Origin of the sequence: Thermoactinomyces vulgaris (genome assembly GCF_005886755.1) — a bacterium.
In the GTDB taxonomy this organism is placed as follows: domain Bacteria; phylum Bacillota; class Bacilli; order Thermoactinomycetales; family Thermoactinomycetaceae; genus Thermoactinomyces; species Thermoactinomyces vulgaris.
Window position 1 is genome coordinate 1933677 of the sequence record NZ_CP039710.1, and the last position, 25827, is coordinate 1959503.

Consider the following 25827-nt stretch of genomic DNA (forward strand, 5'->3'; position numbering starts at 1 on the left):
CCAACCGTTCAACCGTCGTCTTCCCCGCATCCGTCGTATTCTTCGTATCCGCAGTTGCTGCAATACACGTAGCCGTCCCGGGACTTTCCCAATGTTTGTTCACCACAGCGAAGGCAAAGGGGTGCCATCTTTCAAGCCTCCTTCCGTTTGTGGCGGGTCTCGGATCGGCATTGTGAATAAAATTAATAATTTTCTTTATATTTTTATTATAACCCATTCAATACCGGATATTAAAAACCTGGAAATGTCAGCCGGGCCCGTTTTTCATCACAGTGGAGAAGTCTGTGCTTCGTGTTGGCAGGTTCCCCTTCACAGACACAAAAAAACGTTTGCCCCGTCCATATAGGGAAGGGGCAAACGTATTCCCTTGATCATTTTGGCGTCCCAGGAGAGATTCGAACTCCCGACCGACGGCTTAGAAGGCCGCTGCTCTATCCAGCTGAGCTACTGGGACATTTTTCTAATTCGCTGTGACGACACAAAATATTTTACAACAGATTATTCTTTCCGTCAACCACTTTTTTTATTTCAGCGAAAAAAACAGGCAAAAGGAAAAGGAATTATCGTTACGACAATTCCCCTTCAAATCCCCGCTCGGTAATCGGAGTTCCATCGGTTTGGTAGAATACCACTTTGATCTTCCCGTCTTTTTTCTCCAAAACAGCATAGGTCGGCACAGTAAAGCCCCGGGGTTGCGTGATGCTTCCGGGATTGATCAGCAAGACGCCGTCTTCTTCTTCACACACCGGGAAGTGGGAGTGGCCGAAACAAGCAATTTGTGCTCCCGCCTCCTGCGCCCGGTATTTGACGGGAAGCAAAGATTCTTTCACCCGGTACCGGTGGCCGTGCGTGACAAAAAAGCGAAGGGAATCCGCTTCAAAGACCTCTTCCTCGGAAACTTCTTCCCAATCGCAATTGCCTCTCACCACAGTCAACGGCACAGAGGGAAGTTCCGATCGGCCGGTGCAAAAATCTCCGCAATGGATCACATGATCGGCTTTCACCCGGTCCACGATTTCATTCAACCGCTTCGCCCGGCCGTGTGAATCGCTGATGATCAACACTTTCATCATCATTCCTCCCCTTATGAAAAATGATACATGTTCTTCATCTCTTCGATCAACAGACGAGTGGCTTTCCCGCGGTGACTGATGGCGAATTTTTCTTGATTGCTCAGCTCCGCCATTGTTTTGTGAAGCGAAGGCACATAAAAAAGCGGATCATAGCCGAAACCTTGATCGCCTCTCGGCTCCCGGGTGATCTCCCCGTGGCACGTTCCTTCCACGGTTTTGGTCGGTTCACCGGGCACGGCCAGCGCCATGACGCAAACGTAGTAAGCCTGGCGTTTCTCTTGCGGGATGGATTCCATTTGCTTCAGCAATTTCCGGTTGTTCTCTTCATCTGTGGCATTTTCTCCCGCATAGCGGGCCGAATAAACGCCAGGCTCCCCGTTTAGCGCCGGAACCACCAGCCCAGAATCATCTGAAACCACCGGGGCATTCAAATGCCGGGAAATTGTTTCCGCTTTTTTGACGGCATTGCCTTCAAAAGTATCCTGATCCTCCACAATGCCGGGCAAATCTTGAAAGTCTTTCAACCCTTTGACATCCAGGTTCAAATGCTCCAAAAACAGTTCCCGGAATTGTTCCAGTTTGTTTCGGTTTCCCGTCGCAATGATGATATACGGAAAAGGCCAGTTTCTTTTCATTTTTCTCTTCCTTTCCCTCTCAGTGGTTCATGGGAAAGCCCATGAACAATAAAAAAGCTCATGGGCCCGTTTTGATTATTTGGTTGCCGAAGAACTTTCCTCCGAAACGGTTTCCCCCACCAGTTCGGCGTCGCTGCCCAAGATTTCTTTTTGCATGCGAATCAATTCAGACGTTCCTTTTTTGGCCAGCTCTAAGAGTTGGAAAAGCTGGTCGCCCGAAAAAGGAGATTCTTCGCCGGTTCCCTGGATTTCCACATATTTGCCGAGACCCGTCATGACTATATTCATATCCACAATGGCGGAGGAGTCTTCTTCATAACAAAGATCCAAGAGCACTTCTTCCCCGACGATCCCCACACTGGTCGCAGCCAAAAAGTCTTTGACCGGCATCTCTTTTAAAACACCGTTTTTCACCATGGGAGCCAGTGCATCCACCATGGCAACAAACGCTCCGGTAATCGCCGCGGTACGGGTTCCGCCGTCCGCCTGGATCACGTCGCAGTCGATCCACAGGGTTCTTTCACCGATGGCGGATAAATCCACAACGGAACGGAGCGCCCTTCCAATCAGGCGCTGGATTTCCATCGTCCGGCCGCTGACTTTCCCCCGGCTGGATTCGCGAACGGTCCGTTGATGGGTTGCTCTCGGCAACATCGAATACTCCGCGGTAATCCACCCTTTACCGGAATTTCTCAAAAAAGGGGGGACTCTTTCTTCCACCGTCGCCGTGCAAATGACCCGGGTATCCCCCACAGTTATGTAAACGGAACCTTCCGCCGTCTTGATAAAGCCTCGCTGCATTTCCACTTTTCTTAGTTCATGATTTGCGCGTCCATCGGTTCTCAATGATGCTTCCCTCCTGTGCCAAGTTCCTTTAGTATAGCATACCCTTATCCCAAATTCCGAATGAGAAAAGAAAAAAGGAATGAAATTTGACTCATTCCTTTTGCACCTGCATCAGGATTTATTTGGATTGACAAAGACCGGCCGGGCCACGGGCTGGCTGACGGTTCCTTCCCCTTCCACGGCAACGCTTTGTTTTCCGTTCACGGTCAATTGCACTTTATCCGCATCGGTGTTTTCCGTCAAGGACAACACGATCGTTTGGATGGCGTCTTTGGAAGCGGTGTTTTTTCCGTACTGTAACAGTTGCTCTCCCAGGTCCGCCGAAACCACCTTGCCTTTGACCTGAACTTTATTCACCGCCAGGGTGTTGTCCAGCGCCGCACTCAAACCGGAATCATATTGCGGCCCTTTGATCAGCTCATTCATCACCGTTTCGCCGATTTGGTCTGATGGACTGACCATCCGGGTCACCGGTACATAGTAAATCTCGTTATTGGGCAATTGCCCCATGAAATACAGGATGACCGGCATGCTCCGTGTCAGGTCCGTTCCTTCGGCCACCTCCAGATTGATCCCGTCTTTGCGGGTCAAACCTTGAGCCGGTGTCTTTTTCTTCGGCATGACCGCAAGCGGTTTCCCATCGACCCAGATATTCACCTCATCAATGGTGGAAAAACCCGTCAACGTCCAAGTCACGGCACTTAACAAATCTTCTTCTTCATCCTCTTTGTAGTTCAAAAATTCCTTTGAAAAGTCAATGGTTGCAACCCCGTCTGAAATATTTAACGCCTTCACCTGCGTACCTTTGGGCAAAATCGGAGTCAACCCTTCCGGCAACATGGATACTCCCGGCCCTTCCTTCACCATGAACTTTAACACTTCTTTGGCAATCCCTGTGGAAGCCGGAAGATTCAAGGTATAAGGCGCGACGTGGCCGTTATTCGTTTTGAAATAAAGTTCGACTCCGGTCGTCTTTTCCTGTTTGTCATCTTTCTTTTCCTGGCCGGCCCCCACCGGCGTCGCGTTGTCCAAATTGGCATTGGCCGGGGGCGGGTCTATGGGCTTGGTGGATTCTTTTCCCGGTCCGAACATGCATCCGGTCACCAGCAAAGGAATGAATAATAGAAAGACGGCTGAGCGTATGAATCTTTGATCCATGAACAATCTCCCCCCAAGGACAAGTCATTTATTACATGTATACGGGCATGGGGGGAATTTAGCACTTTCCGGGACAAAATTTTATCCCACTGAAGGGAAATAAAGCTCCACTTGTTCCACCTTGACCGGAAAACCGAACCAGTCTTCGGCGATCTTCGAAAAGCTTTCCGTCGACCCCGTCGTAAAGAAACGGTGTTCGGGGGAATGCTGATCCGACAGCAATTGTTGATGCTGCAAAATTGTGCTTAACTCCACCGCGGTCTCTTCCGCCGAACTGATGATGGAAACCGATTCGCTCACTGCTTTTCGGATGGAATCCGCCAAAAGGGGATAATGCGTGCATCCGAGAATCAGGGTATCCATCGAAGTATTTCTGAGCGGGGACAACGTGTCGGCAACAATGTCATCGGCCAAAGCGGTATGGCGATACCCGCTTTCCACCAACGGCACAAAGGCCGGACAAGCCAGACTGTGAATGGTCAAGTCGGGATGGATTTTGCGCAGAGCCTGTTCATAAGCCCCGCTTTGAATCGTTCCCTGCGTGCCGATCACGCCAATCGTTTGGTTTTTCGTCGCTTTAATGGCCGCCCGCGCCCCGGGATCAATCACTCCCAGAACCGGAATGTCCACCTGTTCTCTCACCAAATCCAGCGCTGCGGCGGTTGCGGTGTTGCACGCGATCAAAATCGCTTTGATCGGATGACTCATCAAAAACCGGACAATGCCCATGGTAAATCTCCGGACTTCTTCTTTGCTTCGGGGGCCATATGGACAGCGTTTGGTATCCCCCACATAATAAATGGTTTCCCGGGGCAACTGCCGCATCACTTCACGGGCAACGGTCAACCCGCCGACTCCGGAGTCAAGGATGCCGATGGCCCGGTCTCTGGTTTGCTGCATCATACAAAAATCCAACTCCTATCCCTCTGTCTCAACCGGATATGTTATCATATTGTTTTTTCCAAGAATTGGAACACGGGCAACAAAAACCTCCATTCGGTGCATGAATGGAGGAAAACCTCAATCTTTTTTCATTTCATGATACAAAACGGATAAATGTTTCTGAATTTGCTCTGTCTCTTCGGATGACAAATGCGAGAGAATGTCAGACAAGTACTGCCGACGGGCTGCCAATACTTCTTCAATGATTTTGCTCCCTTTATCCAATAAACGGATCCGCACCACGCGCCGATCACGTTCATCCCTTATCCGTTCCACCACTTTGTTTTTCTCCATCCGGTCAATCAAATCGGTCATCGTACTGCAAGCCAAAAACATTTTTTGGCTCAATTCCCCGATGGTTAAATCCCCGTTTTCCTGAAGCAACAACAAAGCGGAAAACTGGGGAGGGGTCACCGGAAACCGGTCCAGGATTTCCCTTCCTTTTCTTTTGACAATCACACTGATTTCCCGCAATAAAAATTCTATTTCTGCAAATCGCTCGTAAGAGACCGGTTTTTTCTTTTCCATAAGTCTCTCCTTTATTCCAAACTTTCATCATACCCTTATCAAAAAAGTATATATAAAATTATACTCCTTGACAAACCAAATCCAGTAAACAAAAAACTGCAAAACAATGACACATCTGATAAAATGGTGTCTCGGTAACATATGTTTCAAGGAGGTTGGACGGTTGAACCAAACACCATTTCTGCAAGAAAAAAACGGGGATTTATGGCTGATCGAAGATGAACGGGAAAACATGAAGGTAAGTTACCGGATTAAAGAAGTTGTATTTTCGGAGAAATCCCCTTTTCAACATGTCATGATTTTGGATTCATATGATTTCGGGCGCATGCTCGTTTTGGACGGCGTGGTGCAAACCACTTCCCTGGACGGCCACATTTATAATGAAATGATCACCCACATTCCGCTTTCCATCCACCCGAATCCCGAGCGCGTGTTGATCATCGGGGGCGGGGACTGCGGAGCCGCCAGGGAAGTATGCAAATATGAAAATGTCAAAGAAATTGACATGGTGGAAATTGACGAGCTGGTGGTGGATGCCTGCAAAAAATACCTGCCGGCGGTTTCCGGAAACCTTTCCGATCGCCGGGTGAACTTTATTTTTAATGACGGGATCAAACATGTGGAAAACATCCAGGATCACTACGATGTGATCATCGTGGACTCCTCCGACCCCGTGGGCCCCGCCAAAGCGCTTTTTGAAAAGAGCTTTTATGAAAACATTCACCGGGCTTTAAAAGAAGACGGATTGATGGTGTGCCAAAGCCAGTCCCCGCTGTTTCACCGCTCCGTCATGAACCAAACCATCCGCCACATCCGGGATCTGTATCCGGCGGTCAAAGTATACACGGCAACGGTTCCCACCTATCCGGGCGGCTTCTGGAGCTTCACCCTGGGCTCCAAAAAATATGATCAAGTGTTTGTGAACCGCTTCGAAAAAGACACCAAATACGTCAATCATTCAATTCTGACAACCTGTTTTGACGTGCCGGCCTTTTTAAAACACGATTAAAGTAAAATGCACTTCTTCAGAGATAAAAAAATCCCTCCTGTTTAAAGGAGGGATTTTGCTTAATCGTTTTCCTGCAATTGATTCAATAAATTGCGCCAACCGTGAAGGTGCGCAAGTGCCGTCACTTCGCGCCGGATTTTTTCGTGGCGGCAATCGGCAAAATCGGCAAACACTTGCTCCAGATCCCCGATTTCCCGTTTGACCAAGGGGCAATCCAAGTATCCGAGCAAATGAATAAACCATTCATAATTGCCGTTTAATGCCTCTTCTTTTAACTCTTCAATGGTAAAGAGCTGATAAAAAGGGAAATGATTCAGGGCCAGAACTACATCAAAGGGAACATCCACCGGCAATTTGCCGGCAGGTTTCTCCTCCGACACCAGTTCGTTTAAAATTTGCCTCTTCCCTTCCAGGTATGGGCACGGCCTGTAGTGGACAAACAGATAAAAAATGCCCCATTGATCCTCCATCGGGATGCGGTACAAGGAGAAAATGGAACCGGAGTAATTCGTGTACCATTGCGACCACTGCCCTCCGTCCGCAGTGGCCGTCACCATCCGGTCGGTGCGCAAAAAAGGATTGAACGCCGCGCTGTTTTCCAAGTCAACCATTTCATGTTCGTAATGGCCGACGCCTATGTAAAAAGAAGACCATTTCAAACGCTCCTCCGTCAGCGGTGTCAACTGCCGCTGGCTGGTTCCTCTCCAAACTCGCGGGATCGTGTGATGAGGCAAGCGCATTTGCTCCATTTGCCAACCCGGCGACAAATAATAATCTGAAAAGCGACGGACTTCATCCAAATCGGCCGGAATGGCCAACGGATGTGAAACACATCCTTGAAAGATTGCAAAAATTTGATGTTCCACCAAAGGTTGATAGGCAAGCACAATACCGCGGGGAATACTCAGATCCTTTGCTTCGGCAAAAACGATCAAATCAGCTTCCCGATCCATGAACTGTGCCAGCTCATCCAAAAAAGCAGCTTCATCCAAAAACTCAAATCCCGTTTCCTGCCAACGCTGATCCCATTTCCAGCTTTGCAACCAGCCGGGTAGCTGCATAAAGATCATCCTTTTTATCAATATCCTTGAATTGTATTGAATACACAACTTTCGCCATTTGACAAATCCGCCCTCCATTTCTGATCTTTTTTAAGGGGGATTTTTCTCTTTTTTTACTGGCATTTTGGCGTCTTTTTGCAGTGATAGACCCTTCAACATTTTCCGAAAAAATTTATTCCGCCCGTTTTTCGTCGTTTACAATTCTCTCCAGTTTTTCATAAATTTCCAACAAGCGGATCAAATCGTCTTGGGACAAATTGGACAAATAATGTTTCACCACTTCTTCACTGATTTTTTTCGCTTTGGACAATATATTTTTTCCTTCTTCCGTCAGTTCAATGACAACCACACGACGGTCAAAAGCATCCTGGGAGCGCCTTACCCACTGGTGGGCTTCCAAACGGTCTATCATCAACGTCACCGCACTGGGCTTGACCTCCATCATGTTTGCAATGTCGGTCGCCCGGCATCGGTCGCTCGATCCGATATAATTCAATATATGAAACTGCGCCCGGGTCAAACCGATTTCGGATAACGCCGTGGTGATATGCTGTCCGATTCTCCGGGTAATGGCATATTGTTTCATTTGAATGTTGGTAATAATGTTCTCATGATCAAATGTCATCCGTCTCCCCGCTTTCCATCTCATTCCCATTGGTTAGGAAAGTTAATATTTTATTTTATTAAATATTAACCACCGGCCCGTTGTCAACCTGAACGGAAGCGATTACACCGCGATCACTGCCATGCATGAAATACCAGCCGGTCGGTCCGGGAAAGTTCCTTAACGGAACCGATGCCTGCTCCAAACATGGCGATTTTCATTTCCATCATCACCTGCCGGAGCCGGTCGATCAACATATCCTGCCGGTTATCGGCCGCATAGGGCAAAAGCGAACGTCCAAATCCGGCCAGATCTGCTCCCAACGCGATCGCCTTCGCGGCATCCACCCCGTTTTTCAATCCGCCGCTGGCAAGGATCGTTCCGGAAGGAGCCGCACTCCGCGCTTCGATCACACATTCCGCCGTCGGAATTCCCCAATTTTCAAAAGCTTGCGCCGCATTTTTCAACAAGGGGGTGGTCCGGTGTTTTTCCACCTGACTCCACGAAGTGCCTCCCGCTCCGGCCACATCCACAAACTGTACACCGCAATCAAACAGGGTTTTGACCAATTCGCCGTTGATTCCCCAACCCACTTCCTTGACACCGATGGGAAATGAAACGCGCCGGCACAGCTTTTCAATTTTCCGGAGGATGCCTTTGAAATTGACGTCCCCCTCCGGCTGAAACACTTCTTGCATCGAATTCAAGTGCAAAACCAGCGCATCGGCTTCCGCTGTCTCCACAAAACGGTAACATTCTTCTTCCCCGACCCCGTGATTCAATTGCACGGCTCCGATATTGGCAATCACCGGAATATCCGGGGCATGGCGCCGGACTTGAAAGGTGTGTTCCACCGCCGGCCGATCCAGAATCACACGCATTGATCCCAGCGCCATCGCCCACCCGCACTCCTGGGCCGCAATGGCCAACATGCGGTTAATCTCCCCCGTTTCTTCGGTCCCGCCGGTCATCGAACTGATGAAAAGCGGGGCCTTCAAAGGTTTCCCCAAAAAGGTACAGGAAAGATCAATTTCACGAAAATCCAGCTCCGGCAACGCCTGATGAACAAAGCGGTAATGTTCCAATCCGGTGGTCACTTGCCGGCTGGTCACATTTTCATTCAGCACGATTTCGATATGTTCGTTCTTTCGTTTCTGCACCCGAGACTTCGACTTCATAACGCAATCCTTTCCTCACAGGCAATTCCAACTATAGTTTAACGCAAGTCTTACTGGCTTCATGCAAAGTTCAACGTTTTTTAACCATTTTCTTCATTGAAATCCCGGTGGAAATATCCCATCACTTCCACGGTTTCCATGATATTGACAAACGCTTTGGGATCGTTTTCCATAATCACCCTTTTCACTTCCGCCAGTTGGTAGCGGGAAATAATCATGAACAAGACTTTCCGTTTTTCCCGGGTGTAGGCTCCCTCCCCGTCGACAATCGTGATTCCCCGCACCAATCTGGAAATCAGGCTTTTCCGGATTTCCTCACCTTTGCTAGTGATAATCATCAAGGTGACTTTCAAATGTTTGGTATGAATCATGTCAATCACTTTACCGGTGGCAAAAATGGACAACATGGTGTAAAGAGCCGTGTCCCAGTCAAACAGAAACCCTGAAACAAACACGATCACCGCATTCATGGTAAAGGTGAGCGTCCCCAAAGAAATCTCTTTTTTTCGGGTCAGCAAAAAGACAATGATATCCAATCCACCGGTGGAACCGGATGAACGAAAGATAAATCCGGTGCCGATGCCGGCGAGCACACCCCCGAACAGCGAGGACAAGATCGGGTCGCTGGAAATCGGTTCAACAGGAATCAACCACAAAGCCACCGAAGTGACGACCACCGAAAGAATCGTATTGGTGATAAACTTTTTTCCCAGCTTCATGTATCCGAGCAGAAGCAAAGGAAGGTTCAAAGCAAAGTTGATGACCCCGGTGTTGATCGGCGTCAACAAACTGATAATCATGGCGATCCCGGAAACGCCGCTGCTTAAAATCTTATGCGGCAACAAAAACACATTCCATGCAAAGGCAATCAAGATGGAAGAAAGGACAATAATCACCATTCGCAAAACCATTTCGCATCACTTTCACTTTCTGTTTTCTGATATTCACAGCCATCTAGTATAACATCATCTTTCTCCGGAAGATATCCTATTCTTCGATTTTCCTGATAAAAATAAACCCTCTTCTCCAAAGAGGAGAAAGGGCTTAGTCATTGTCTGGATCCATGGTATAAATCTTCACCGGTTTACCCGGTTCATAATAAGCGATCATCAACTGTTTTTTCAAGAGGAATTCGCCGGTCTTAAGGTATCTTTTCAAATCAAACGGCACCGACTCGATCACCGCATGCTTGAACAACTGCCTTTCGCTCACCGGTTGCTCCCCGAAATCTCCCGAGACTTTCTCCGGTGATTTCAGCGCCATTTTCAAATAAGCGGCTTGTTCCTCCTTGCTCAGCGTCCAGTCCCACCACACTTTGCGCGGACGGTGACGATGATTGAGATAATAGTCATACTTCATCAATCCCAAAATCACATCCGGCTGTGAAGTGCCCCTGCTTTTCAGAAAGGAAACCAGACGCAAAAAGAGATCTTCCAACTGATGCCCGATTCGTTGCCATCCCTGCTTCTCCCAGTAGTCGCCAAACTCCTGGAAAAAGTCAAAGGCAGAAGGAAACTCGTGCTCAATCAAATAGTTCAAGGTGTGGTCCATGCGATGCGCATTCCAATACTTTTCCAACACATCCTCCACGCGCTTGATGCGGACAATGTCGGCAAAGGAAAGGTCCTTGTTGCCCAAGATCTCATAAGGTGCCCGCTCCATGTAAACATACTCATACTGATCAGCCTGGATGCGAAGTCCCGTTCCTCTCAACATTTTCAAAAAGCCCAGTTGCAATTCTTCCGGCCGCAGGGCAAATACATCATTAAATGTCTTTTTAAACGTGTCATAATCTTCATGGGGCAATCCGGCGATCAAATCCAGGTGCTGGGCAATCTTGCCGCTTTCTTTGATCATGTTCACCGTGCGCGACAGTTTGGAGAAGTTTTGTCTCCGTTTCACCGCCAAGTTGGTCGGGTCGTTCGTCGATTGAACCCCGATTTCAAAACGAAAAATCCCCGGAGGCGCGTTTTCCGTCAAAAATTGCAACACTTCCGGCCGCATGATATCTGCCGTGATCTCAAACTGGAACACACATCCCTGGTGATGGTCAATGAGAAACTGGAAAATCTCCAGCGCATAATCCCGCTTGATATTAAACGTCCGGTCGACAAATTTGATCAGCTTCGCCCCGTTTTCAATCAAGTACATAAGGTCCGCCTTCGTCCGCTCGATATCAAAATACCGGACCCCCACTTCAATGCTGGACAAACAAAACTGGCAATTGAACGGACATCCCCGGCTCGTCTCGAAATAAATCACCCGTTTGGACAAATCGGGCAGATCTTCCGGAAACCGGTGCGGAGTCGGGATCTCATTCAAGTCCAACTTGGGCCGCGGCGGATTGAGAATCACTTCTTCCCCTTGGCGGTAAGCCACGCCCAACACCTGATCATACCGCTCTTCTGCGCTGATCTCCTTCAGCAAGTGATGAAACGTCGCTTCCCCTTCCCCCATCACAATAAAATCCACTTGCGGCAACCGGTCCATCCATTCACGGGTGTCATACGACACTTCCGGACCGCCCAGCACAATCTTTGTCTGAGGCATGATCTTTTTTATCATATCCAAAATCGGGATGGTCTCTTCAATATTCCATATGTAACATGAAAAACCGATCACATCCGGCCGGCGTTGAAACAGATCCGAAACCACATTCATCGCCGGATCCTTGATCGTATACTCCGCGATCTCCACATCAAATTCCCGGCCGCTGTACGCTTTTAAATACCGCAACGCCAAAGATGTATGAATGTACTTTGCATTTAACGTCGCCAATACCACTTTCATCTTCATCAACCTCTTCTGAATTCATATTCTGTTTTCCATTTCATCTTCTCTATCCTAAACAGAATACCACAGAAACAGACAAAAAGCCCTCCCGCCGCGTTCCTTTCCCGCCAAACAAAAAAACCGCCAACCGGCTTGATGTCCGGAAGCGGATTGTATGACCAAACCCCGATTCTGCAAATCTTCCATTTTCTCAAATCAATGCCCTTTCCCCAAACAACCGGCCCATCCAGGGGGTTTTTCTATATCAATATACCGTTTTCGTCCAAGTCCAACAAATGATTCTCCCATATTGACACTCCACACGGCTGAAGCCGTGGGATTCTTGGGTCGTTAGCGTCCGTAGTCCGTTTCCGTTTTGGACAACGCCCAAGTTCAGGGGTGTGTCATCACCCCGTCCCATGTGGTTAGAGTGTACCCACATGGGCGGCGTACCTGTTACCAGTACGCTAGGCTACTAACCCAGAATGGGCTTTAGCTATATTAATTGCTCCATTCAGATCAGCATGGCAGGTATAACCACACTTTTTGCATCTGAACTGGATGCCAATTCGATTCGCTTTTTCACGATGACCACATTTACAAGTTTGACTGGTGTAGTCCGGTTTAACTAATTCAAAGCAGATACCTACCATTTCTGCTTTGTACTTAATCATTTTCTGTAGCTGATAGAAAGCCCATGAATGAAGGTTTCTACCAGCTTCTTTTTTAGACTTTGCCCGATTTCAAATCTCCGTCAAATCTTCCATTCGAATGATACCAACACCGTTGGTCAATGCGAAATCTACGATTTGACGGCTGATTTTATGGTTCTGATCTTTCATCCAACGAGACTCTTTATCTTTTGATTTTTTGATGGCGGAAAGTTTTTTCAGTTTACCTAGCTTTCTTCGTCTAGCCGCAAAAAGTCTACGAACAAAAGCAACTTGATTTCCTTTGAAGAATAATGATTTTGTTCCAACACTGGCGACAGCTATGTATCTCAGTCCCAGATCAACTCCCATGACTTTAGTTTCCGTTGTTCTACTTCAAAAGTGATTGGAATGGCGATATACCATTCCTTTTTTCCTGTATAGCTCGCTGGCACCCTGTTTGACGGTTCCGTTTAGGATTCTCTCTAACCATGCTTGCTGATAAGGACGGGCTACAACGGGTACACCGATCCGCTTTTCCAAAGTTGGAAAGGAAACCGTATAGAAGTCTCCAACCTTTTCCATCTTGAGGTTCTGATTGTTGAAGCAACACCATAGCTTTTTGAATGATTTCGCGTTTTGCTTTTTCTTTTTTGACTTGACTTCCCGAATCGTCTGGTTCACTACAGCAGACGGAAATTTCCCATGAGAAAACTCTTTGAAAATCTTACTGGTTGCTTTGCTCACCTCTGGGTGAACAAGTAGCCCGATATTCTTGGTTTGGTGTTTATACGGAGACGTATCAGACATATTTTGTTTTATCCCATATCATTCCTGGTGCGTCAGGACTGTGTTGAACAAAACCAAATCTTTCATAATAGCTGAACTTTCCTTTGGCACTAAATAGCATCACCAAAAGGATGTCATTTTCTTTACACTGATCTAAAAGCCTGCATAGAATACGGGTTCCGATCCCTTTTCCTTGATATTTTGAACTTACAATCAAGTCGCAGATCAGGGCTTGATAAACTCCATCAGATATCACTCTTCCAAATCCGACCAGCTCGTCTTCTTTGTAAGCTGAAACAGAATACCAGCTGTTTGATATTGCCTGAAATAAACGCTCTTTAGTAAATGGATGTTTCCATCCCGTCGTTTGGTACAGGTCAAAAAATTGCTTACTGTTTGGCAAATCATCTTTTAATGTAATTAACATTGTTAAATTCCCTCTCTTTACTAAATTCCGAATATAGTTATGACATCAATTATTTTTGTTAGATCATAAGGCTTTATGACTCCATGGAAAAAACAGTATTAATGTTTGGTTTACACGTTCAGAAGCACAAGAACGGTAAAATTGAATAGCCTAAATTTCCTTTGGTTCCGGTTCCTTTTTCAGTTCAACCCGGACTCGTTTCCCAACCACCCAGGCTTTGATCCGGCTGTAAGATGGACGTTTTTGTCGGTTCCACGATTCCCTCCAACGGATTAGAACATGTGCATGCCTTTCGTCCGTTGTGATCCATTGAGAATCCCGGAGGGAAAGCAATGCAAATCCTTCCGGACTGCTGTATCCGATATAGCTTCCATCCGATCGCTCTGCCGTTGTCAGACCATCGGGATTTACTGCCAGCAAGAATGCCCGAAGCTCGTCGCCAACTTCCGGAAAAGGAGGAGTTGTTGGATTGAGATAGAGGAATTGACAGACCCAGTCAGAATCAACCGGTCTTTCCATCCAGGAGGAACTGACCCACCACGGATTCTCTCCTTCTCCCGACCAGTGGGCATGAATCCAAGGTCCGAAAAACTCTTCCGGTGTTCTTTCCGTCATGGCAATGTACGAACCCGGAATGACATTTTCCCCTTTCAGTTTCCCGTTTCTTTTGATCAGTCGAACCACAACATTGGTGTCCGCAATTGGAAGCGCTTTAAATGGCGTTACCACCCAACCGCCTTCTTTCAATTGATGTTTCCACGCTTCAGGAAGAAGATCCGGGGTTGTCCAAGCCACAATCCGGTCATATGGGGAACCCGCTGCCCAACCGTTGCGCCCGTCCCGGGTTTCAAATTGCACCTGATGCAAATTTTGGTCTTCAAACATCCGGCGTGCACGTCGGGTGAGTTTCGGCTCAATATCCAAAGAGACAACCTTGCCGTCGGGCCCGGAAAGTAAGGCGATCAATGCCGTGCTGTACGCGGAACCCGTACCGATCTCCAGGACCCGCTGTCCTTTTTGGACATCCAATAATTCAAGACTGCCACGGATCGCGCCATCAGATGAAATCTGCGGGATCAGGCTCCCGTCCTCCTTGCGTATAAACTTTTCACGATTTACGCGCTGAAACACTTCCGGGATCGTCGGCATAATCTTCTTCTTCCTCCTTTTCACGTCCAAGATCAGGAAGAGCCTTTTCATTTATATTGTTAATATTATATATTTTTAATATAATTTTTGTATAAAATACAAAGGAGATTCCCATGATCAGTTTCGGAAAAAGGTTGTTGGCATTATTTTTTGCCACTTTGTTATTTGCCATATATTATATGTTTCTCGGTATCATCGATGATCCTGCTTTAGACAGTTCGACGGTTGAAACAATGTTCGTTTTCTCTTTTATATATGGCGGTTGCGGAATCTTTACTTACGGACTGGCAGTCTCTTATGTAACCGACCGGCTTTTGCATTCAGTTCAGAACCCGTGGAAACACGGGATTGCATTGCTCTGCTACAGTTTGTTTGGATGGATGGCTGACCGGTGGATTTTACAAATCGATACAACCCATTGGATTGGATATTTCTCAACAACCGCTGCTTTATTTGTATTTGTTTGTGTGAAACTCTTTGAATTTCAAGAGAATCGGAAAAGTTGATTTGTGTCATTCAAACACTTCCACACCTTAATCTATGTGGATAGTACTTAGAAAGCAACAATCCATCATAAATATCCAGAAAATAATTTCTTATTGGTAAAATAGAATATAGGAAAAGGTGAAAATACAATGCAAGCGACAATTATACAGCGGGGGATCCTCCGGCTGGAAGGCCGATTGAATAATCCATGATTGACTTTGCTCTTTTTCGATCCCGGTTGAACCTGAGCCAGTGTTAGAAGAAAACCACGGTCCAGAAAAAAGGTAAGACTTACTGCGACAAAAAGAACCCAAGGAAATCTGTTTTTTTAGGTTATGAAATATTGAGCATCCCCTTTTCGCTTATGTACACTCTTTAAAATCTTTTCTTTGTTAATATTCTCTATATTCTATATAATATTTATGCCAAAAACAAAGGGGATTCTTATGATCGGTTTCGGAAAAAGGTTGTTGGCATTATTTTTTGCCGCTTTGTCATTTGCTGTTTACCATATGTTTTTATATATCATCATTTTTTCTGATGCCTCTTATCCTTTATGTTGAAATGTTATTTGTTCTTTCTTTTCTTTACAGCTCATGTGGTTTCTTTACTTACGGACTTGCAGTCTCTTATGTAACCGACCGGCTTTTGCATTCAGTTCAGAACCCGTGGAAACATGGAATCGCATTGCTGTCATATCTCTTCTTCGGTTTTATTGCTGACCAATGGATGTTTAAAGTAAATTTGCAAATGGAGGACAGCCCGAATTTTCTTCCTTTTTATTACTCAACGATCTCCGCTTTGCTGGTCTACATTTTCGTCAAACTGTTTGAATTTAAAGAACACAGGAAAAGAAAAGCCGATGGATTTCAGAATTGAACCAGAGGTATCTTTGCCACTCATTCATTCAAGCGGCTGTACACAAACAAACACAAGGGATAAGAAATCATAAAAATGGACAATGCAATCAAAACACCGGATTCGGTATCAATAAGATTCGCTCTTGAAGAAGCATACACAACCCCGACACTGATCAGACCGATTACATAAGCCAAAAATCCACTCTTGCCTTTGATCAACTGAGTTCTTTCATCATTCTTTCTGATATCCAGATTAGAAAATACATAAAGAACAACAGACACCCCCAATGACAAGGGCAAAAGAGCATCCATCCCTTTGTTCATTGCTTTCAAAACACCTGAAAAGATAATGATGACAGCGCAAATTCCCAGCCAAAGACGATCGGATCGTTTCCCTTGCATGATTTCTCCCTCCTCTGAGACCATTTTTCCGCAATCAAAAACTGAAAGGAAGCCCCAAGGCAACCGGATCCTTTGTTTTTTTGCGGTCAATCCTTCTGAAATGACAAGGAAGACATATTAAGTTTTTTCAATCACCTTGAGAATATTGAAGGAATATTCCGTATCATTTGACCCCCGGGATTTCTTTTCCGCCGGGGGTCGACGACCATTTTTCAGTCCAAGGTCAATGGCTTGTCCGAGAGCACAATGCCATCTTCATCGGCGTAAGCATACCAGCCTGGTTTCCAGTGAACGCCGGCGAAGGAGACGGTGATGTCCCGCTTGCCTTTTCCTTCTTTCTTGCTTTTGACGGGGCAGGTGCCTAGGGCCCGCACGCCGAGATCCATTTCATTGATTTCGGCTGAATCGCGAATGCAACCGTTGATGATGACGCCGGCCAGATTCCGTTCCACGGCGATCGTTGCCAGCCGGTCCCCCATCAATGCACAGCGGTTGGAACCTCCGCCGTCGACGACCAACACGGCGCCGGAGGGAACAGTTTGTATAGCTTCTTTGACCAGCACATTGTCTTCAAACACTTTCACCGTATGAATCGGGCCGTTAAACCGCTTTTTCTTTCCAAAATTCAAAAAAATGTTTTCGCACACACCCAGTGACGAATAATGATCGCATAAATCCGCTGTTTTCACCACTTATCCTCCTTTCAGTTCTATTATATAAAAATATCCGATCCAAACGAGTCCCCTTCCCTTTCTTTCCCGGAAATCCTTGACAAATATATAAATTGTTTAAATAATGAGGGAAATTCAGCTTTCAGGAGGAATGCACCCATGCGCTTCTATTCTCTTTTTTCCATTTTTGTGTTGCTGATGGCGGGAAGCTTGGGATGTACCCCGAGCGAAGATGCCACGGCTCCCGGGGATCCTCATGCAACGGAAGAAAAAACACCGGAAGGAACCCCTCTGCGCAAAGCAGTGGCCAATCTGACCGACAGTGGGGGACATTCCGTGGGACAAGCGAGAATCACGGAAGATGAAAACGGCGTGCGAATCCATCTCACAGCGGATCACCTGGCTCCCGGCGAACATGGCTTCCATATCCATGAAACCGGCAAATGCGAAGCACCGGATTTCAAATCTGCCGGCGGACATTTTAATCCGGAAGGCAAAAAACACGGAAAAGAAAACCCGGAAGGAGCCCACGCCGGGGATTTGGACAACATCACCGTGAATTCGGACGGAAAGGTGAATGTCACCTTGACTGTGGACGGAGTGACGCTGAATCCGGAAGCATCCCATTCTCTGCTGAAAAGCGGGGGAACCGCACTGGTGATTCATGAAAAAGCGGATGACCTGAAGTCGGATCCTGCCGGAGATGCCGGGGACCGGATCGCTTGCGGCATCATCGAAGAAACAAAATAACAGGCAGGGCGGTGGAAGCCCTGCCTTCTGTTTTCAGATCATGCCAAACGCTTCGGCGATCAACCGATAAGATTTCAGCTTGGCTTCAAAGTCATGCATGATGGAAACCAGCATCACCTCATCGGCTTGATACGCTTCGCTCAGCCGGAGAATTTTTTCCTTGACATGAGCGGGATCGCCGACAACCACCCGTTTGCGGTTTTCTTTGATTTGGAACCGGTCAAACGCGTCATAGGGATAATTTAACGCCGTTTCCACGGAAGGAATCCCGCCCCGGGCTTCTCCTTTTTCGATCAAAAGCAGGGACAAATCGAGCGAGCTCGCCAGCTTTTCCGCTTCTTCCTCCGTTTCCCCGCACACCGCAAAAATGGAAACCATGGTCCGCGGTTTTTGGTTCACCCGGGAAGGTCGGAAATGTTCCCGGTAATACCGGGTCACTTCTTCCCCTCCGGCCCCGTTGATAAATTGGGCGAACGAATAACCTGCCCCGTATTCGGCCGCCAGCGACGCACTGCCCCCGCTGGAGCCCAAAAGCCACAATTCCGGAGCCGTTTCGATTTGCGGGGTGGCCAACAGGCCAGGGAACTTTTCATTTTCCTCCGTCAAATCATACAGATAAATGATCAAGTCTTTCAATTGCTCCGGATATGTGTCATGACCCAACGTTTTCTTTCCTTCCTGCAGGGCGCGGGTCGCCAGCGGCATTCCGCCCGGTGCTCTTCCCACCCCCAAGTCAATCCGGTTGGGATAAAGTGCCTCCAACACCTTGAAATTTTCTGCCACTTTATACGGGCTGTAGTGCGGAAGCATCACGCCTCCGGAACCGATCCGCATGCGGGAAGTTTTGGCCGCCAAATGGCTGATCAAAACTTCCGGGCTCGATCCGGCCAAGCTTTGGGTAAAGTGGTGTTCGGACACCCAAAAGCGATGATAACCCATTTTTTCGGTTTCTTGGGCAAACCGGGTCGTATCCGCCAAAGCTTCCACGGCATTTTTCCCCTCAGGGATCGGGGATTGGTCCAAAACACTTAATAACATAAACGGACATCCTTTCTATTGGTGGTTCGTCCTCTGAATACGAAGTCTGTTGCAGGGTGTGTTTCCGGTTTCTGCTACGGATTTACCTTTTGCACCCGGGCCATTGATTGCAAATCTTTGTCAGTAACCCAATGCAGTTGATCCAAAAAGGCCGTTTGGAAAGATCCGGGGCCCTTTTCTCCTGTTTCTTCAGCCGCCAATTCGCCTGCCACCCCATAGGCGGCGACACCGGTGACGACGGCCTGTAAATGGTTTGCCCCCACTGCGGTAAAGGCTCCCAATACAGAAGAAAGCAGGCAACCCGTGCCGGTTACTTTCATCAATAAAGGATGGCCGTTTTGCACCAAATAATGAGTGGATCCGTCCGTGATGAGATCTTCCTTGCCGGTCATTGCCACCACCGCTTTGAAGGATTTTGCACATGCGGCTGCATTTTCCACCAAACCGGCGGTTTCTTCCTCCTGCGCATCCACGCCTTTGGTCAATCCGGTCTGACCGGTCAATCCGGAAATCTCCCCGGCGTTTCCCCGGATCACCGAAACGTTTACTTCCGACAAAATTTTTTGCGCCATTTCCAGCCGGTAGGGGGTGCTGCCCACGCCAACGGGGTCAAAGATGACCGGAACCCCGTGCCGGTTGGCTGATTTGCCGGCAATGATCATGGCTTCCACCACGTCGGTTTGAAGCGTGCCGATATTTAAAACGAGCGCTTGCGAGAGCTTGGCCATGTCAGCCACCTCTTCCTTGGCATAAGCCATGACAGGGGACGCTCCCAATGCAAGCAACCCGTTAGCTGTAAATGCCGTCACCACCACGTTGGTGATATTGTGAATCAAGGGTTTTTGGCTGCGGATCCTGTTTAACAGATCTGCGTCGATCATTTCCATGCAACTCATCCCTTCATGAACAGACTATGTTTATTTTATCACGAAACCCTTGATTCCGTATCACCGGCTCACCATGACCGCCACCATACGCCCGCCCATTCGGGCACTTGCACCCAGCCGTTTTTTCTCACTTTGTCCGCCACTTCACCGCCAAAGAAAAAGCGTGTCAATTCTTCCGCTTCGTCCAGATCCCGGAATGTGTAATCAGTGCGGTTGACCGAATGGGAAAAACCGTATTCTTCTTCCAGAGCCCGGTAATACCGGCGTAAAAAATCCGGAGGATCCGGTTCTTCCGTGGCGGTTCCCATCGTTTCAAAAATGACGACGGTCCCCCCCGGTTTCAAGACACGCCGGATCTCCCCGATGATTTGGCTTAAATTTTTTCTCCATGTCGGATGATTGGAACTGGCCAGATAACAGATGCTCCATCCGGCCACCACCAAATCGGCTTGGTCATCTTCCATCGGAAGGCGGCGATGATCGGCCACCTGCACCTGCCAATGATCTAGGCCCTCCGCTTTCAGCTTTTCTGCCGTCACAGCCAGCATCCCGGCTGATTCATCCAAGGCCACGATACTGCGGGCAACTTTTGCCAGCGGCACGGTCAGCCTTCCGGTCCCGGCCCCTATGTCCACAATATCGGCTCCTTTTCCTGAATGGATTTTTTCAAGAAAAGGGATCACGCTTTTTTGTTTGGAAATCAACCGGTCATACATGGAAGCTTGTTCTTGATAAATCACGTCATGATCCGGCATCTTCATTCCCCTTTCTTCGCAAACGAACAATTGTTTGCAATTTTCGCCTTATCCGGGTAAAATAAAAAATGCGTCAATTTTTGCTTCTTTTTCCATCACGAAATATTTCATTTTATGGCAAATATTTTTTAAATTTTACGTTTCAGACATAATTATTATATCTAAAAAATTTAATTTATGCTAAAATATTACACAGATTACGGAAGCAAAGGAGTCAAAGTGTTATGCGAAGTTTGTGGAAATTATTTTCAGTCATGACCCTTTCGGGGGCCCTTCTCTTGACGGGTTGCGGCGGCAAAGAAAACGAAACGGCCGCAGATCAACCCAAACTCACTCCCACCCAAGTGATTGATAAATCCATGCAAACCATGGAAAAAGGCGGGCATACATACGATGTCAAAACGAATCAAACCATTACGGTAGCCTCCGGCGATGTGTCGCAAGCCATCAAAACCCGCAACACTTCCACCATTGATGTCACCATGAATCCGGTGGCCTTACACTTAAAAGGAAAAACCGAATCCAGCGGTGCATCGGAAGAAATTGAGATGTTCCTTGCCGACAACGCCCTTTACAACAAAATCCCGCAAATGGGTTGGGTGAAAACCACCGTGGACACCGACTCCATGGATGCCTCCCAGGATCCGATGTCAGGCATCAAACAGGTGGAGCAACTGTTTGAAAAATTGGGTGGAAATGCTCTTCCCGCCGGCGTTTCCTTAAATGAAGAAGGCAACCAATACGTTCTGTCCATTGATTTTACGGCCTTGAAACAAGACGGTCAAACCTTTGAGAGCATGATGAAAGATCAAGTCATCCGAGGCCTGCAAAGCTCGGGCTTCGACCCGTCCAAATTGCAAAATATGAAGTTTGAGAAATTGAATCAAAAGATTTATATCGACAAAAACAACTTCAAACAAACCAAGACCCTGCAAGAAATGCATATCCTGGTTACCAATGACCAAGATACCTTGAAACTGGAACAACAAATGGAAATGAATTTAAAAGGTGAGTACAACGGTAAAATCGAAGTGCCCGCTGATATAAAAAACAGCGCCAGACAAATTTAAAAAACCAACCGCTTTGCGGTTGGTTTTTTCGTCATTGATGTTTGGATCCCCGTCCGGAAGGGTATACAACTTTCACTTGGTTCTGTACTTCATTTCTTTTTTATTCAGAAAGGAAATGATATTGATGGAACTGAGAGAAGTCACGCTTTTAAATTTTGACAATACGTATCAGGAACAACCTCAACTTTCCCGTGTCGCCAATGAATGGATTGAACTTCAAGATATCCCCGGAACCAACCTCTATTGTTCCGGACAAGCATGGCAAAAGTTAACGGAACGGATTCCTGAAAAAACCGGCCGGGGCATCACCTTTATCGGGAACGGGAATCATCACTATGTCACCTATTTGTTTTTACAAAAATTCCGTCAACCGTTTACTCTTGTCCTTTTTGACAACCATACCGACAGCCAGCCGCTTACAGGAAGCAAGTTGCTTTCTTGTGGTTCCTGGGTCGCGGAAGCGCTCGGAAATTTGCCTTTTCTCCAAAAGGTTTTTTTGGTAGGGACCTGTTCAAAGTCCAAAGCGTTTCCGTCCCGGTTGAAAAACAAAATCGTTTTGTGGCTGAACCGGCAATGGGATCAACTCGTATCGGCCATTCCAACCGAGGATATCTATATCAGTATTGACAAAGATGTCCTGGACCGTGCCGACGCAATTACGAACTGGGACCAGGGAAACATGCGGTTGTCGGATTTGCTCGAGGCTCTTGGCCGCCTCATCCGCCGGAAAAAAGTACTCGGTGTGGATGTCTGTGGTGAACTTCCCGTTTCCCCGGCTGAAGTTTGGTCTCACCGCAACGAACTGAAACGAAATGAAACAGCCAATTTATCCATCCTTCAGCAAATCTTGTCCTCTTAAAGCTGAAAAGCGCCCGGACCATTGATGGCCGGGCGCTTTTTTTATTGATTCCTCATCATCCCCGCTCAAGCTGCTTTCTGCATTTTGGCCAACGGTTTCGGCAACGGCCAATCGGAAGGCGTGATCAGTGGTTGTTTCTTGTGGTCATGGGGACAAGTGGAATTCCATTTATTCCATCACTTTGGCGGTTCCTTCTTCACACGTGTCAATCACAATTTTTTTGTACTTGAAAAACCTTGCAACGATCAGGCAATGGCCCGTCTGACTGCAAGGTTTGGAATGGTTTTGTTTAACGCGTCTCTCCGGTTGCCAGATGGTACTTTTTCATCCGATACTGCAAACTCTGCCGGGAGATGCCAAGAGATTTTGCAGTCCGGGTGATATTCCCGTCATTTTCTTTCAAGGCTTCTTGAATCAGCCTTTTTTCCGCCTCTTCCATTTTTTCCTGCAAGGTTTGGCCGCGGAACCATTCCGGAATCCAACCGGTGGATTGTGTCGGAACCGATCCGGCCGCGCCGGAGTCATGCTCGTATTTTTTTCTCAACCGCAACGGAAGATGGCAAACATCCATCACCGCTTCATCCACAATCCGGTTCATCGCTCCTTCAATCACATGTTCCAATTCCCGCACATTTCCCGGCCAGTCATGCTGAACAAAAATCTTCCAGGCTTCCGGGCTGACCGCCCGGACATTTAAATGGAACCATTTATTGTATTTGTCGATAAAATGATGTGCCAACGGTTCCAGGTCTTCTTTGCGTTCACGCAAGGGCGGAATGTACAGCGTCACCACACTGAGGCGATAATACAGGTCTTTTCGCAACCGGTTGCGGTGCACCGCATCGACCGGATCTTCATTGATGGTGGCAAGAATGCGCACATCCACCTTTTTATCCCGGGTATCCCCGACCCTGCGGATGGTTTTTTCCTGTATGGCCCGGAGCAATTTGGCTTGCACCAAAGGATTCAACGCATGGATCTCATCCAGCAGCAGGGTTCCGCCATCGGCCTGTTCAAACAAGCCCGGCTGATCCACCGCTCCGGTAAACGCTCCTTTTTTGGTGCCAAACAGAATGCTTTCCGCCAGGCTGTGCGGGATCGCCGCGCAATTTTGCGCAATGAACGGCCCTTTCATGCGGGGACTGCCATTGTGGATGCTTTGCGCAAACAGTTCCTTTCCGGTTCCGGTTTCCCCCGCCAACAGCACCGAAGAAGAAGTGCGGGTCGCCCTTTGGGCTTCTTTGATGACAAAACGGATAGCTTCGCTTTGCCCGATAATTTGGTCAAACGTGTAAGTGGTGTTTTTGTTCCGCCACGCATTGTCTTTCATGACATGTTCCAGTTTGGTGATGTCTTTGGCCATTTCCACCGCCGCGATGATTTCACCGTCAACCCGGATCGGATACGTATCATTGATGGTGGTGATCTCTTTTCCTTTATTGTTGTAATACGTCTGTTTCACCCGCCGGGTTTCTTTTCCCGTCCGGACCGCTTCCAACAAGGTGCTTCCTTGATCACGGGAAAAGGAAAACACCTCCAAAACATTTTTATGGAGAACATCTTCACGCTTCATCGATTCGATTTCCGCCATTTTTTGATTGTAAATGATGGTCTTTCCGCTGCGGTCGATCATATGAATGCCGATCTCCACATCATCGATCAATTGCTTAAAAATTGCATCCATCTGCCTGGGAGACAGACCCTTCTTTCCTTGCGAACTGTTCATCTTCCTTGCCTCCCGCATCCGTCGGTCATGGAGTATATACTTTGATTATAAACGGATTTTCGCCGATGCAAAATATCTTGGCACATTTTTGGGTCAATACTTGTCATACGCAAAATTTATTTGCACCCGTTCTTACATAAAACCGCGCCATCCGGGCAACGAACTGACTGGCATGAAATTTGCTCTGTACTCTTACCGAACAGTTTTATCCCATCAAACTTTCCTCACCCATGAAAAATCAAGTTGAAAACTGGAGGGATCATCATGACCACGACAAACCGGTCCGGTCAAATCATTGACCAAACCAACCGCTATGGAGCACGCAACTATCATCCGCTTCCGGTCGTTGTCTCCGAAGCGGAAGGCGTTTGGGTGAAAGATCCGGATGGAAATAAATATTTGGATATGCTCAGTGCTTACTCCGCCGTCAACCAAGGACACCGGCACCCGAAAATCATTCAAGCTTTGAAAGAACAGGCAGACCGGGTCACCCTGACTTCCCGTGCGTTTCACAATGACCAACTGGGACCGTGGCTGGAAAAAATCTGCAAGCTGACGGGAAAAGACATGGCCCTGCCCATGAACACCGGAGCCGAAGCAGTGGAAACCGCCTTTAAAGCCGCCCGGAGATGGGCTTATGAGAAAAAAGGCGTGGAACCGGACAAAGCGGAAGTGATTGCCTGCACCGGAAACTTCCACGGACGGACCATGCTCGCCGTTTCGTTGTCTTCCGAAGCCGATTATCAGCGCGGTTTCGGCCCGATGTTGCCCGGAATCCGGCTTATCCCCTACGGCGACATCGATGCGTTAAAAGAAGCGATCCATGAAAACACGGCGGCCTTCCTGTTTGAACCGATCCAAGGAGAAGCCGGCATCAACATCCCGCCGGACGGATTTTTAAAGGAAGCGTATGAAGTCTGTAAAGCGCATCGTGTTTTATTTATGGCCGATGAGATCCAAACCGGGCTCGGGCGGACCGGCAAAATGTTTGCCTGCGATTGGGAAGGCGTGGTTCCGGATGTTTACATCCTCGGGAAAGCCTTGGGCGGCGGCGTGATGCCCATTTCTTGCGTGGTTGCCAACGAGGAGATTCTGGGGGTCTTTGAACCGGGTTCCCATGGTTCCACATTTGGCGGAAACCCTCTTGCCTGCGCCGTATCGATCGCTTCCCTTGATGTGATTACAGAGGAAAAATTGGCCGATCGTTCATTGGAACTCGGCGACTATTTCCAATCCAAATTAAAAGAAATTGACCATCCGGCGATCAAAGAAGTCCGGGGCAGAGGCCTTTTCATCGGTGTTGAACTGCATGAAGCGGCCCGTCCTTATTGTGAAAAATTAAAAGAAGAAGGATTGCTCTGCAAAGAAACCCATGAAAATGTGATTCGCTTCGCCCCACCGCTGGTGATCAAAAAAGAGGAGCTGGACTGGGCGATCGAAAAAATCAAATCGGTATTTGCCCGCTGATCATTTTTTCCAACACAAAAACTGCATGGAACCGG

The 25827-nt window shown here is 47.6% G+C and carries 25 protein-coding genes, 1 tRNA gene and 1 pseudogene; 6 read left to right on the top strand and 21 right to left on the bottom strand.

Annotation, left to right across the window (positions count from 1 at the left end; all coding sequences use genetic code 11):
• Positions 1 to 377: 377 nt before the first annotated feature.
• The 7 genes from FA954_RS09845 to FA954_RS09875 all read right to left on the bottom strand — a co-directional run bounded on the left by FA954_RS09845 (position 378) and on the right by FA954_RS09875 (position 5182).
• Positions 378 to 454 (bottom strand) — tRNA-Arg (locus FA954_RS09845).
• Positions 455 to 566: 112 nt separating this feature from the next.
• On the bottom strand, positions 567 to 1070 hold the full coding sequence (locus tag FA954_RS09850) for a metallophosphoesterase family protein (RefSeq protein ID WP_037993619.1): 504 nt from the start codon (positions 1068 to 1070) through the stop codon (positions 567 to 569).
• Positions 1071 to 1084: 14 nt separating this feature from the next.
• Entirely contained in the window at positions 1085 to 1708 is a 624-nt protein-coding gene (locus FA954_RS09855; protein WP_037993622.1) for an XTP/dITP diphosphatase, read from the bottom strand.
• Between the two features lie 75 nt (positions 1709 to 1783).
• Positions 1784 to 2554, bottom strand: a complete 771-nt coding sequence (gene rph / locus FA954_RS09860; RefSeq protein WP_037993623.1) for a ribonuclease PH — start codon at positions 2552 to 2554, stop codon at positions 1784 to 1786.
• A gap of 111 nt (positions 2555 to 2665) precedes the next feature.
• Positions 2666 to 3712, bottom strand: coding sequence for a GerMN domain-containing protein (locus FA954_RS09865; protein WP_037993624.1), 1047 nt, complete (start codon positions 3710 to 3712; stop codon positions 2666 to 2668).
• Positions 3713 to 3793: 81 nt separating this feature from the next.
• A complete protein-coding gene (gene racE, locus FA954_RS09870) occupies positions 3794 to 4615 on the bottom strand; it encodes a glutamate racemase (protein WP_037993627.1) in 822 nt (273 codons plus the stop codon).
• 117 nt (positions 4616 to 4732) lie between these two features.
• Entirely contained in the window at positions 4733 to 5182 is a 450-nt protein-coding gene (locus FA954_RS09875) for a MarR family winged helix-turn-helix transcriptional regulator (RefSeq protein WP_037993629.1), read from the bottom strand.
• 232 nt (positions 5183 to 5414) lie between these two features.
• Between FA954_RS09875 and speE the strand changes: the two genes are divergently transcribed.
• A complete protein-coding gene (gene speE / locus FA954_RS09880) occupies positions 5415 to 6191 on the top strand; it encodes a polyamine aminopropyltransferase (protein ID WP_231564567.1) in 777 nt (258 codons plus the stop codon).
• A 59-nt stretch (positions 6192 to 6250) separates the two neighbouring features.
• On the opposite strand, the gene FA954_RS09885 is transcribed toward speE, so the two are convergent.
• The 8 genes and pseudogenes from FA954_RS09885 to FA954_RS09920 all read right to left on the bottom strand — a co-directional run bounded on the left by FA954_RS09885 (position 6251) and on the right by FA954_RS09920 (position 14821).
• Complete coding sequence (locus FA954_RS09885) at positions 6251 to 7252, bottom strand: hypothetical protein (protein ID WP_037993631.1); 1002 nt, start codon at positions 7250 to 7252, stop codon at positions 6251 to 6253.
• A 172-nt stretch (positions 7253 to 7424) separates the two neighbouring features.
• On the bottom strand, positions 7425 to 7877 hold the full coding sequence (locus FA954_RS09890) for a MarR family winged helix-turn-helix transcriptional regulator (protein WP_037993632.1): 453 nt from the start codon (positions 7875 to 7877) through the stop codon (positions 7425 to 7427).
• Positions 7878 to 7990: 113 nt separating this feature from the next.
• Complete coding sequence (gene fni, locus FA954_RS09895; protein WP_037993634.1) at positions 7991 to 9034, bottom strand: type 2 isopentenyl-diphosphate Delta-isomerase; 1044 nt, start codon at positions 9032 to 9034, stop codon at positions 7991 to 7993.
• Positions 9035 to 9114: 80 nt separating this feature from the next.
• Positions 9115 to 9945, bottom strand: coding sequence for a YitT family protein (locus FA954_RS09900; protein ID WP_037993637.1), 831 nt, complete (start codon positions 9943 to 9945; stop codon positions 9115 to 9117).
• Between the two features lie 133 nt (positions 9946 to 10078).
• The gene (locus tag FA954_RS09905; RefSeq protein WP_037993639.1) at positions 10079 to 11824 is read right to left on the bottom strand and encodes a B12-binding domain-containing radical SAM protein; all 1746 of its coding nucleotides are present in this window, start codon (positions 11822 to 11824) and stop codon (positions 10079 to 10081) included.
• A gap of 449 nt (positions 11825 to 12273) precedes the next feature.
• Positions 12274 to 13266, bottom strand: a pseudogene (locus FA954_RS09910) (RNA-guided endonuclease TnpB family protein).
• Positions 13259 to 13672, bottom strand: coding sequence for a GNAT family N-acetyltransferase (locus FA954_RS09915; protein ID WP_037993642.1), 414 nt, complete (start codon positions 13670 to 13672; stop codon positions 13259 to 13261). Before FA954_RS09915 ends, FA954_RS09910 begins: the two are co-directional and overlap by 8 nt.
• 150 nt (positions 13673 to 13822) lie before the next feature.
• A complete protein-coding gene (locus FA954_RS09920) occupies positions 13823 to 14821 on the bottom strand; it encodes a protein-L-isoaspartate O-methyltransferase family protein (protein ID WP_052186626.1) in 999 nt (332 codons plus the stop codon).
• A 113-nt stretch (positions 14822 to 14934) separates the two neighbouring features.
• On the opposite strand from FA954_RS09920, the gene FA954_RS09925 reads away from it, so the two are divergent.
• Complete coding sequence (locus FA954_RS09925; RefSeq protein ID WP_037993644.1) at positions 14935 to 15327, top strand: hypothetical protein; 393 nt, start codon at positions 14935 to 14937, stop codon at positions 15325 to 15327.
• Positions 15328 to 16206: 879 nt separating this feature from the next.
• On the opposite strand, the gene FA954_RS09930 is transcribed toward FA954_RS09925, so the two are convergent.
• Positions 16207 to 16569 (bottom strand): hypothetical protein, encoded by a 363-nt coding sequence (locus FA954_RS09930; protein WP_138615054.1) that lies wholly within the window; start codon positions 16567 to 16569, stop codon positions 16207 to 16209.
• Positions 16570 to 16781: 212 nt separating this feature from the next.
• Positions 16782 to 17258, bottom strand: coding sequence for a ribonuclease E activity regulator RraA (gene rraA, locus FA954_RS09935; RefSeq protein ID WP_138615055.1), 477 nt, complete (start codon positions 17256 to 17258; stop codon positions 16782 to 16784).
• Between the two features lie 141 nt (positions 17259 to 17399).
• Between rraA and FA954_RS09940 the strand changes: the two genes are divergently transcribed.
• Entirely contained in the window at positions 17400 to 17990 is a 591-nt protein-coding gene (locus FA954_RS09940) for a superoxide dismutase family protein (protein ID WP_037993653.1), read from the top strand.
• Between the two features lie 33 nt (positions 17991 to 18023).
• Here the strand turns inward: FA954_RS09940 and FA954_RS09945 are convergent, their stop codons facing one another.
• The 3 genes from FA954_RS09945 to FA954_RS09955 all read right to left on the bottom strand — a co-directional run bounded on the left by FA954_RS09945 (position 18024) and on the right by FA954_RS09955 (position 20670).
• Complete coding sequence (locus FA954_RS09945) at positions 18024 to 19028, bottom strand: LLM class flavin-dependent oxidoreductase (RefSeq protein WP_037993655.1); 1005 nt, start codon at positions 19026 to 19028, stop codon at positions 18024 to 18026.
• A 74-nt stretch (positions 19029 to 19102) separates the two neighbouring features.
• Positions 19103 to 19924, bottom strand: coding sequence for a hydroxyethylthiazole kinase (gene thiM, locus FA954_RS09950; protein WP_082240577.1), 822 nt, complete (start codon positions 19922 to 19924; stop codon positions 19103 to 19105).
• Between the two features lie 59 nt (positions 19925 to 19983).
• Entirely contained in the window at positions 19984 to 20670 is a 687-nt protein-coding gene (locus FA954_RS09955; RefSeq protein ID WP_037993656.1) for a class I SAM-dependent methyltransferase, read from the bottom strand.
• A gap of 224 nt (positions 20671 to 20894) precedes the next feature.
• Between FA954_RS09955 and FA954_RS09960 the strand changes: the two genes are divergently transcribed.
• A complete protein-coding gene (locus FA954_RS09960; protein ID WP_037993657.1) occupies positions 20895 to 21740 on the top strand; it encodes a DUF6612 family protein in 846 nt (281 codons plus the stop codon).
• A 124-nt stretch (positions 21741 to 21864) separates the two neighbouring features.
• Positions 21865 to 22599: an arginase family protein gene (locus tag FA954_RS09965; protein WP_062842924.1), complete on the top strand. Its 735-nt coding sequence runs from the start codon at positions 21865 to 21867 to the stop codon at positions 22597 to 22599.
• Between the two features lie 289 nt (positions 22600 to 22888).
• Here the strand turns inward: FA954_RS09965 and FA954_RS09970 are convergent, their stop codons facing one another.
• Positions 22889 to 24325, bottom strand: coding sequence for a sigma-54 interaction domain-containing protein (locus FA954_RS09970; RefSeq protein ID WP_082240578.1), 1437 nt, complete (start codon positions 24323 to 24325; stop codon positions 22889 to 22891).
• Between the two features lie 264 nt (positions 24326 to 24589).
• Here FA954_RS09970 and FA954_RS09975 point away from each other — a divergent pair, with 264 nt between their 5' ends.
• On the top strand, positions 24590 to 25792 hold the full coding sequence (locus FA954_RS09975; RefSeq protein ID WP_037993658.1) for an ornithine--oxo-acid transaminase: 1203 nt from the start codon (positions 24590 to 24592) through the stop codon (positions 25790 to 25792).
• Positions 25793 to 25827: the final 35 nt, after the last annotated feature.

What these genes read in the sequence shown, in the direction of transcription:
- FA954_RS09850 (WP_037993619.1), bottom strand. Translation starts at nt 1,070, where the DNA reads ATGAAAGTGTTGATCATCAGCGATTCACACGGCCGGGCGAAGCGGTTG.
- FA954_RS09855 (WP_037993622.1), bottom strand. Translation starts at nt 1,708, where the DNA reads ATGAAAAGAAACTGGCCTTTTCCGTATATCATCATTGCGACGGGAAAC.
- FA954_RS09865 (WP_037993624.1), bottom strand. Translation starts at nt 3,712, where the DNA reads ATGGATCAAAGATTCATACGCTCAGCCGTCTTTCTATTATTCATTCCT.
- racE (WP_037993627.1), bottom strand. Translation starts at nt 4,615, where the DNA reads ATGATGCAGCAAACCAGAGACCGGGCCATCGGCATCCTTGACTCCGGA.
- FA954_RS09875 (WP_037993629.1), bottom strand. Translation starts at nt 5,182, where the DNA reads ATGGAAAAGAAAAAACCGGTCTCTTACGAGCGATTTGCAGAAATAGAA.
- speE (WP_231564567.1), top strand. Translation starts at nt 5,415, where the DNA reads ATGAAGGTAAGTTACCGGATTAAAGAAGTTGTATTTTCGGAGAAATCC.
- FA954_RS09885 (WP_037993631.1), bottom strand. Translation starts at nt 7,252, where the DNA reads ATGCAGCTACCCGGCTGGTTGCAAAGCTGGAAATGGGATCAGCGTTGG.
- FA954_RS09890 (WP_037993632.1), bottom strand. Translation starts at nt 7,877, where the DNA reads ATGACATTTGATCATGAGAACATTATTACCAACATTCAAATGAAACAA.
- fni (WP_037993634.1), bottom strand. Translation starts at nt 9,034, where the DNA reads ATGAAGTCGAAGTCTCGGGTGCAGAAACGAAAGAACGAACATATCGAA.
- FA954_RS09900 (WP_037993637.1), bottom strand. Translation starts at nt 9,945, where the DNA reads ATGGTTTTGCGAATGGTGATTATTGTCCTTTCTTCCATCTTGATTGCC.
- FA954_RS09905 (WP_037993639.1), bottom strand. Translation starts at nt 11,824, where the DNA reads ATGAAAGTGGTATTGGCGACGTTAAATGCAAAGTACATTCATACATCT.
- FA954_RS09915 (WP_037993642.1), bottom strand. Translation starts at nt 13,672, where the DNA reads ATGTTAATTACATTAAAAGATGATTTGCCAAACAGTAAGCAATTTTTT.
- FA954_RS09920 (WP_052186626.1), bottom strand. Translation starts at nt 14,821, where the DNA reads ATGCCGACGATCCCGGAAGTGTTTCAGCGCGTAAATCGTGAAAAGTTT.
- FA954_RS09925 (WP_037993644.1), top strand. Translation starts at nt 14,935, where the DNA reads ATGATCAGTTTCGGAAAAAGGTTGTTGGCATTATTTTTTGCCACTTTG.
- FA954_RS09930 (WP_138615054.1), bottom strand. Translation starts at nt 16,569, where the DNA reads ATGCAAGGGAAACGATCCGATCGTCTTTGGCTGGGAATTTGCGCTGTC.
- FA954_RS09940 (WP_037993653.1), top strand. Translation starts at nt 17,400, where the DNA reads ATGCGCTTCTATTCTCTTTTTTCCATTTTTGTGTTGCTGATGGCGGGA.
- FA954_RS09945 (WP_037993655.1), bottom strand. Translation starts at nt 19,028, where the DNA reads ATGTTATTAAGTGTTTTGGACCAATCCCCGATCCCTGAGGGGAAAAAT.
- thiM (WP_082240577.1), bottom strand. Translation starts at nt 19,924, where the DNA reads ATGAGTTGCATGGAAATGATCGACGCAGATCTGTTAAACAGGATCCGC.
- FA954_RS09955 (WP_037993656.1), bottom strand. Translation starts at nt 20,670, where the DNA reads ATGCCGGATCATGACGTGATTTATCAAGAACAAGCTTCCATGTATGAC.
- FA954_RS09960 (WP_037993657.1), top strand. Translation starts at nt 20,895, where the DNA reads ATGCGAAGTTTGTGGAAATTATTTTCAGTCATGACCCTTTCGGGGGCC.
- FA954_RS09965 (WP_062842924.1), top strand. Translation starts at nt 21,865, where the DNA reads ATGGAACTGAGAGAAGTCACGCTTTTAAATTTTGACAATACGTATCAG.
- FA954_RS09970 (WP_082240578.1), bottom strand. Translation starts at nt 24,325, where the DNA reads ATGAACAGTTCGCAAGGAAAGAAGGGTCTGTCTCCCAGGCAGATGGAT.
- FA954_RS09975 (WP_037993658.1), top strand. Translation starts at nt 24,590, where the DNA reads ATGACCACGACAAACCGGTCCGGTCAAATCATTGACCAAACCAACCGC.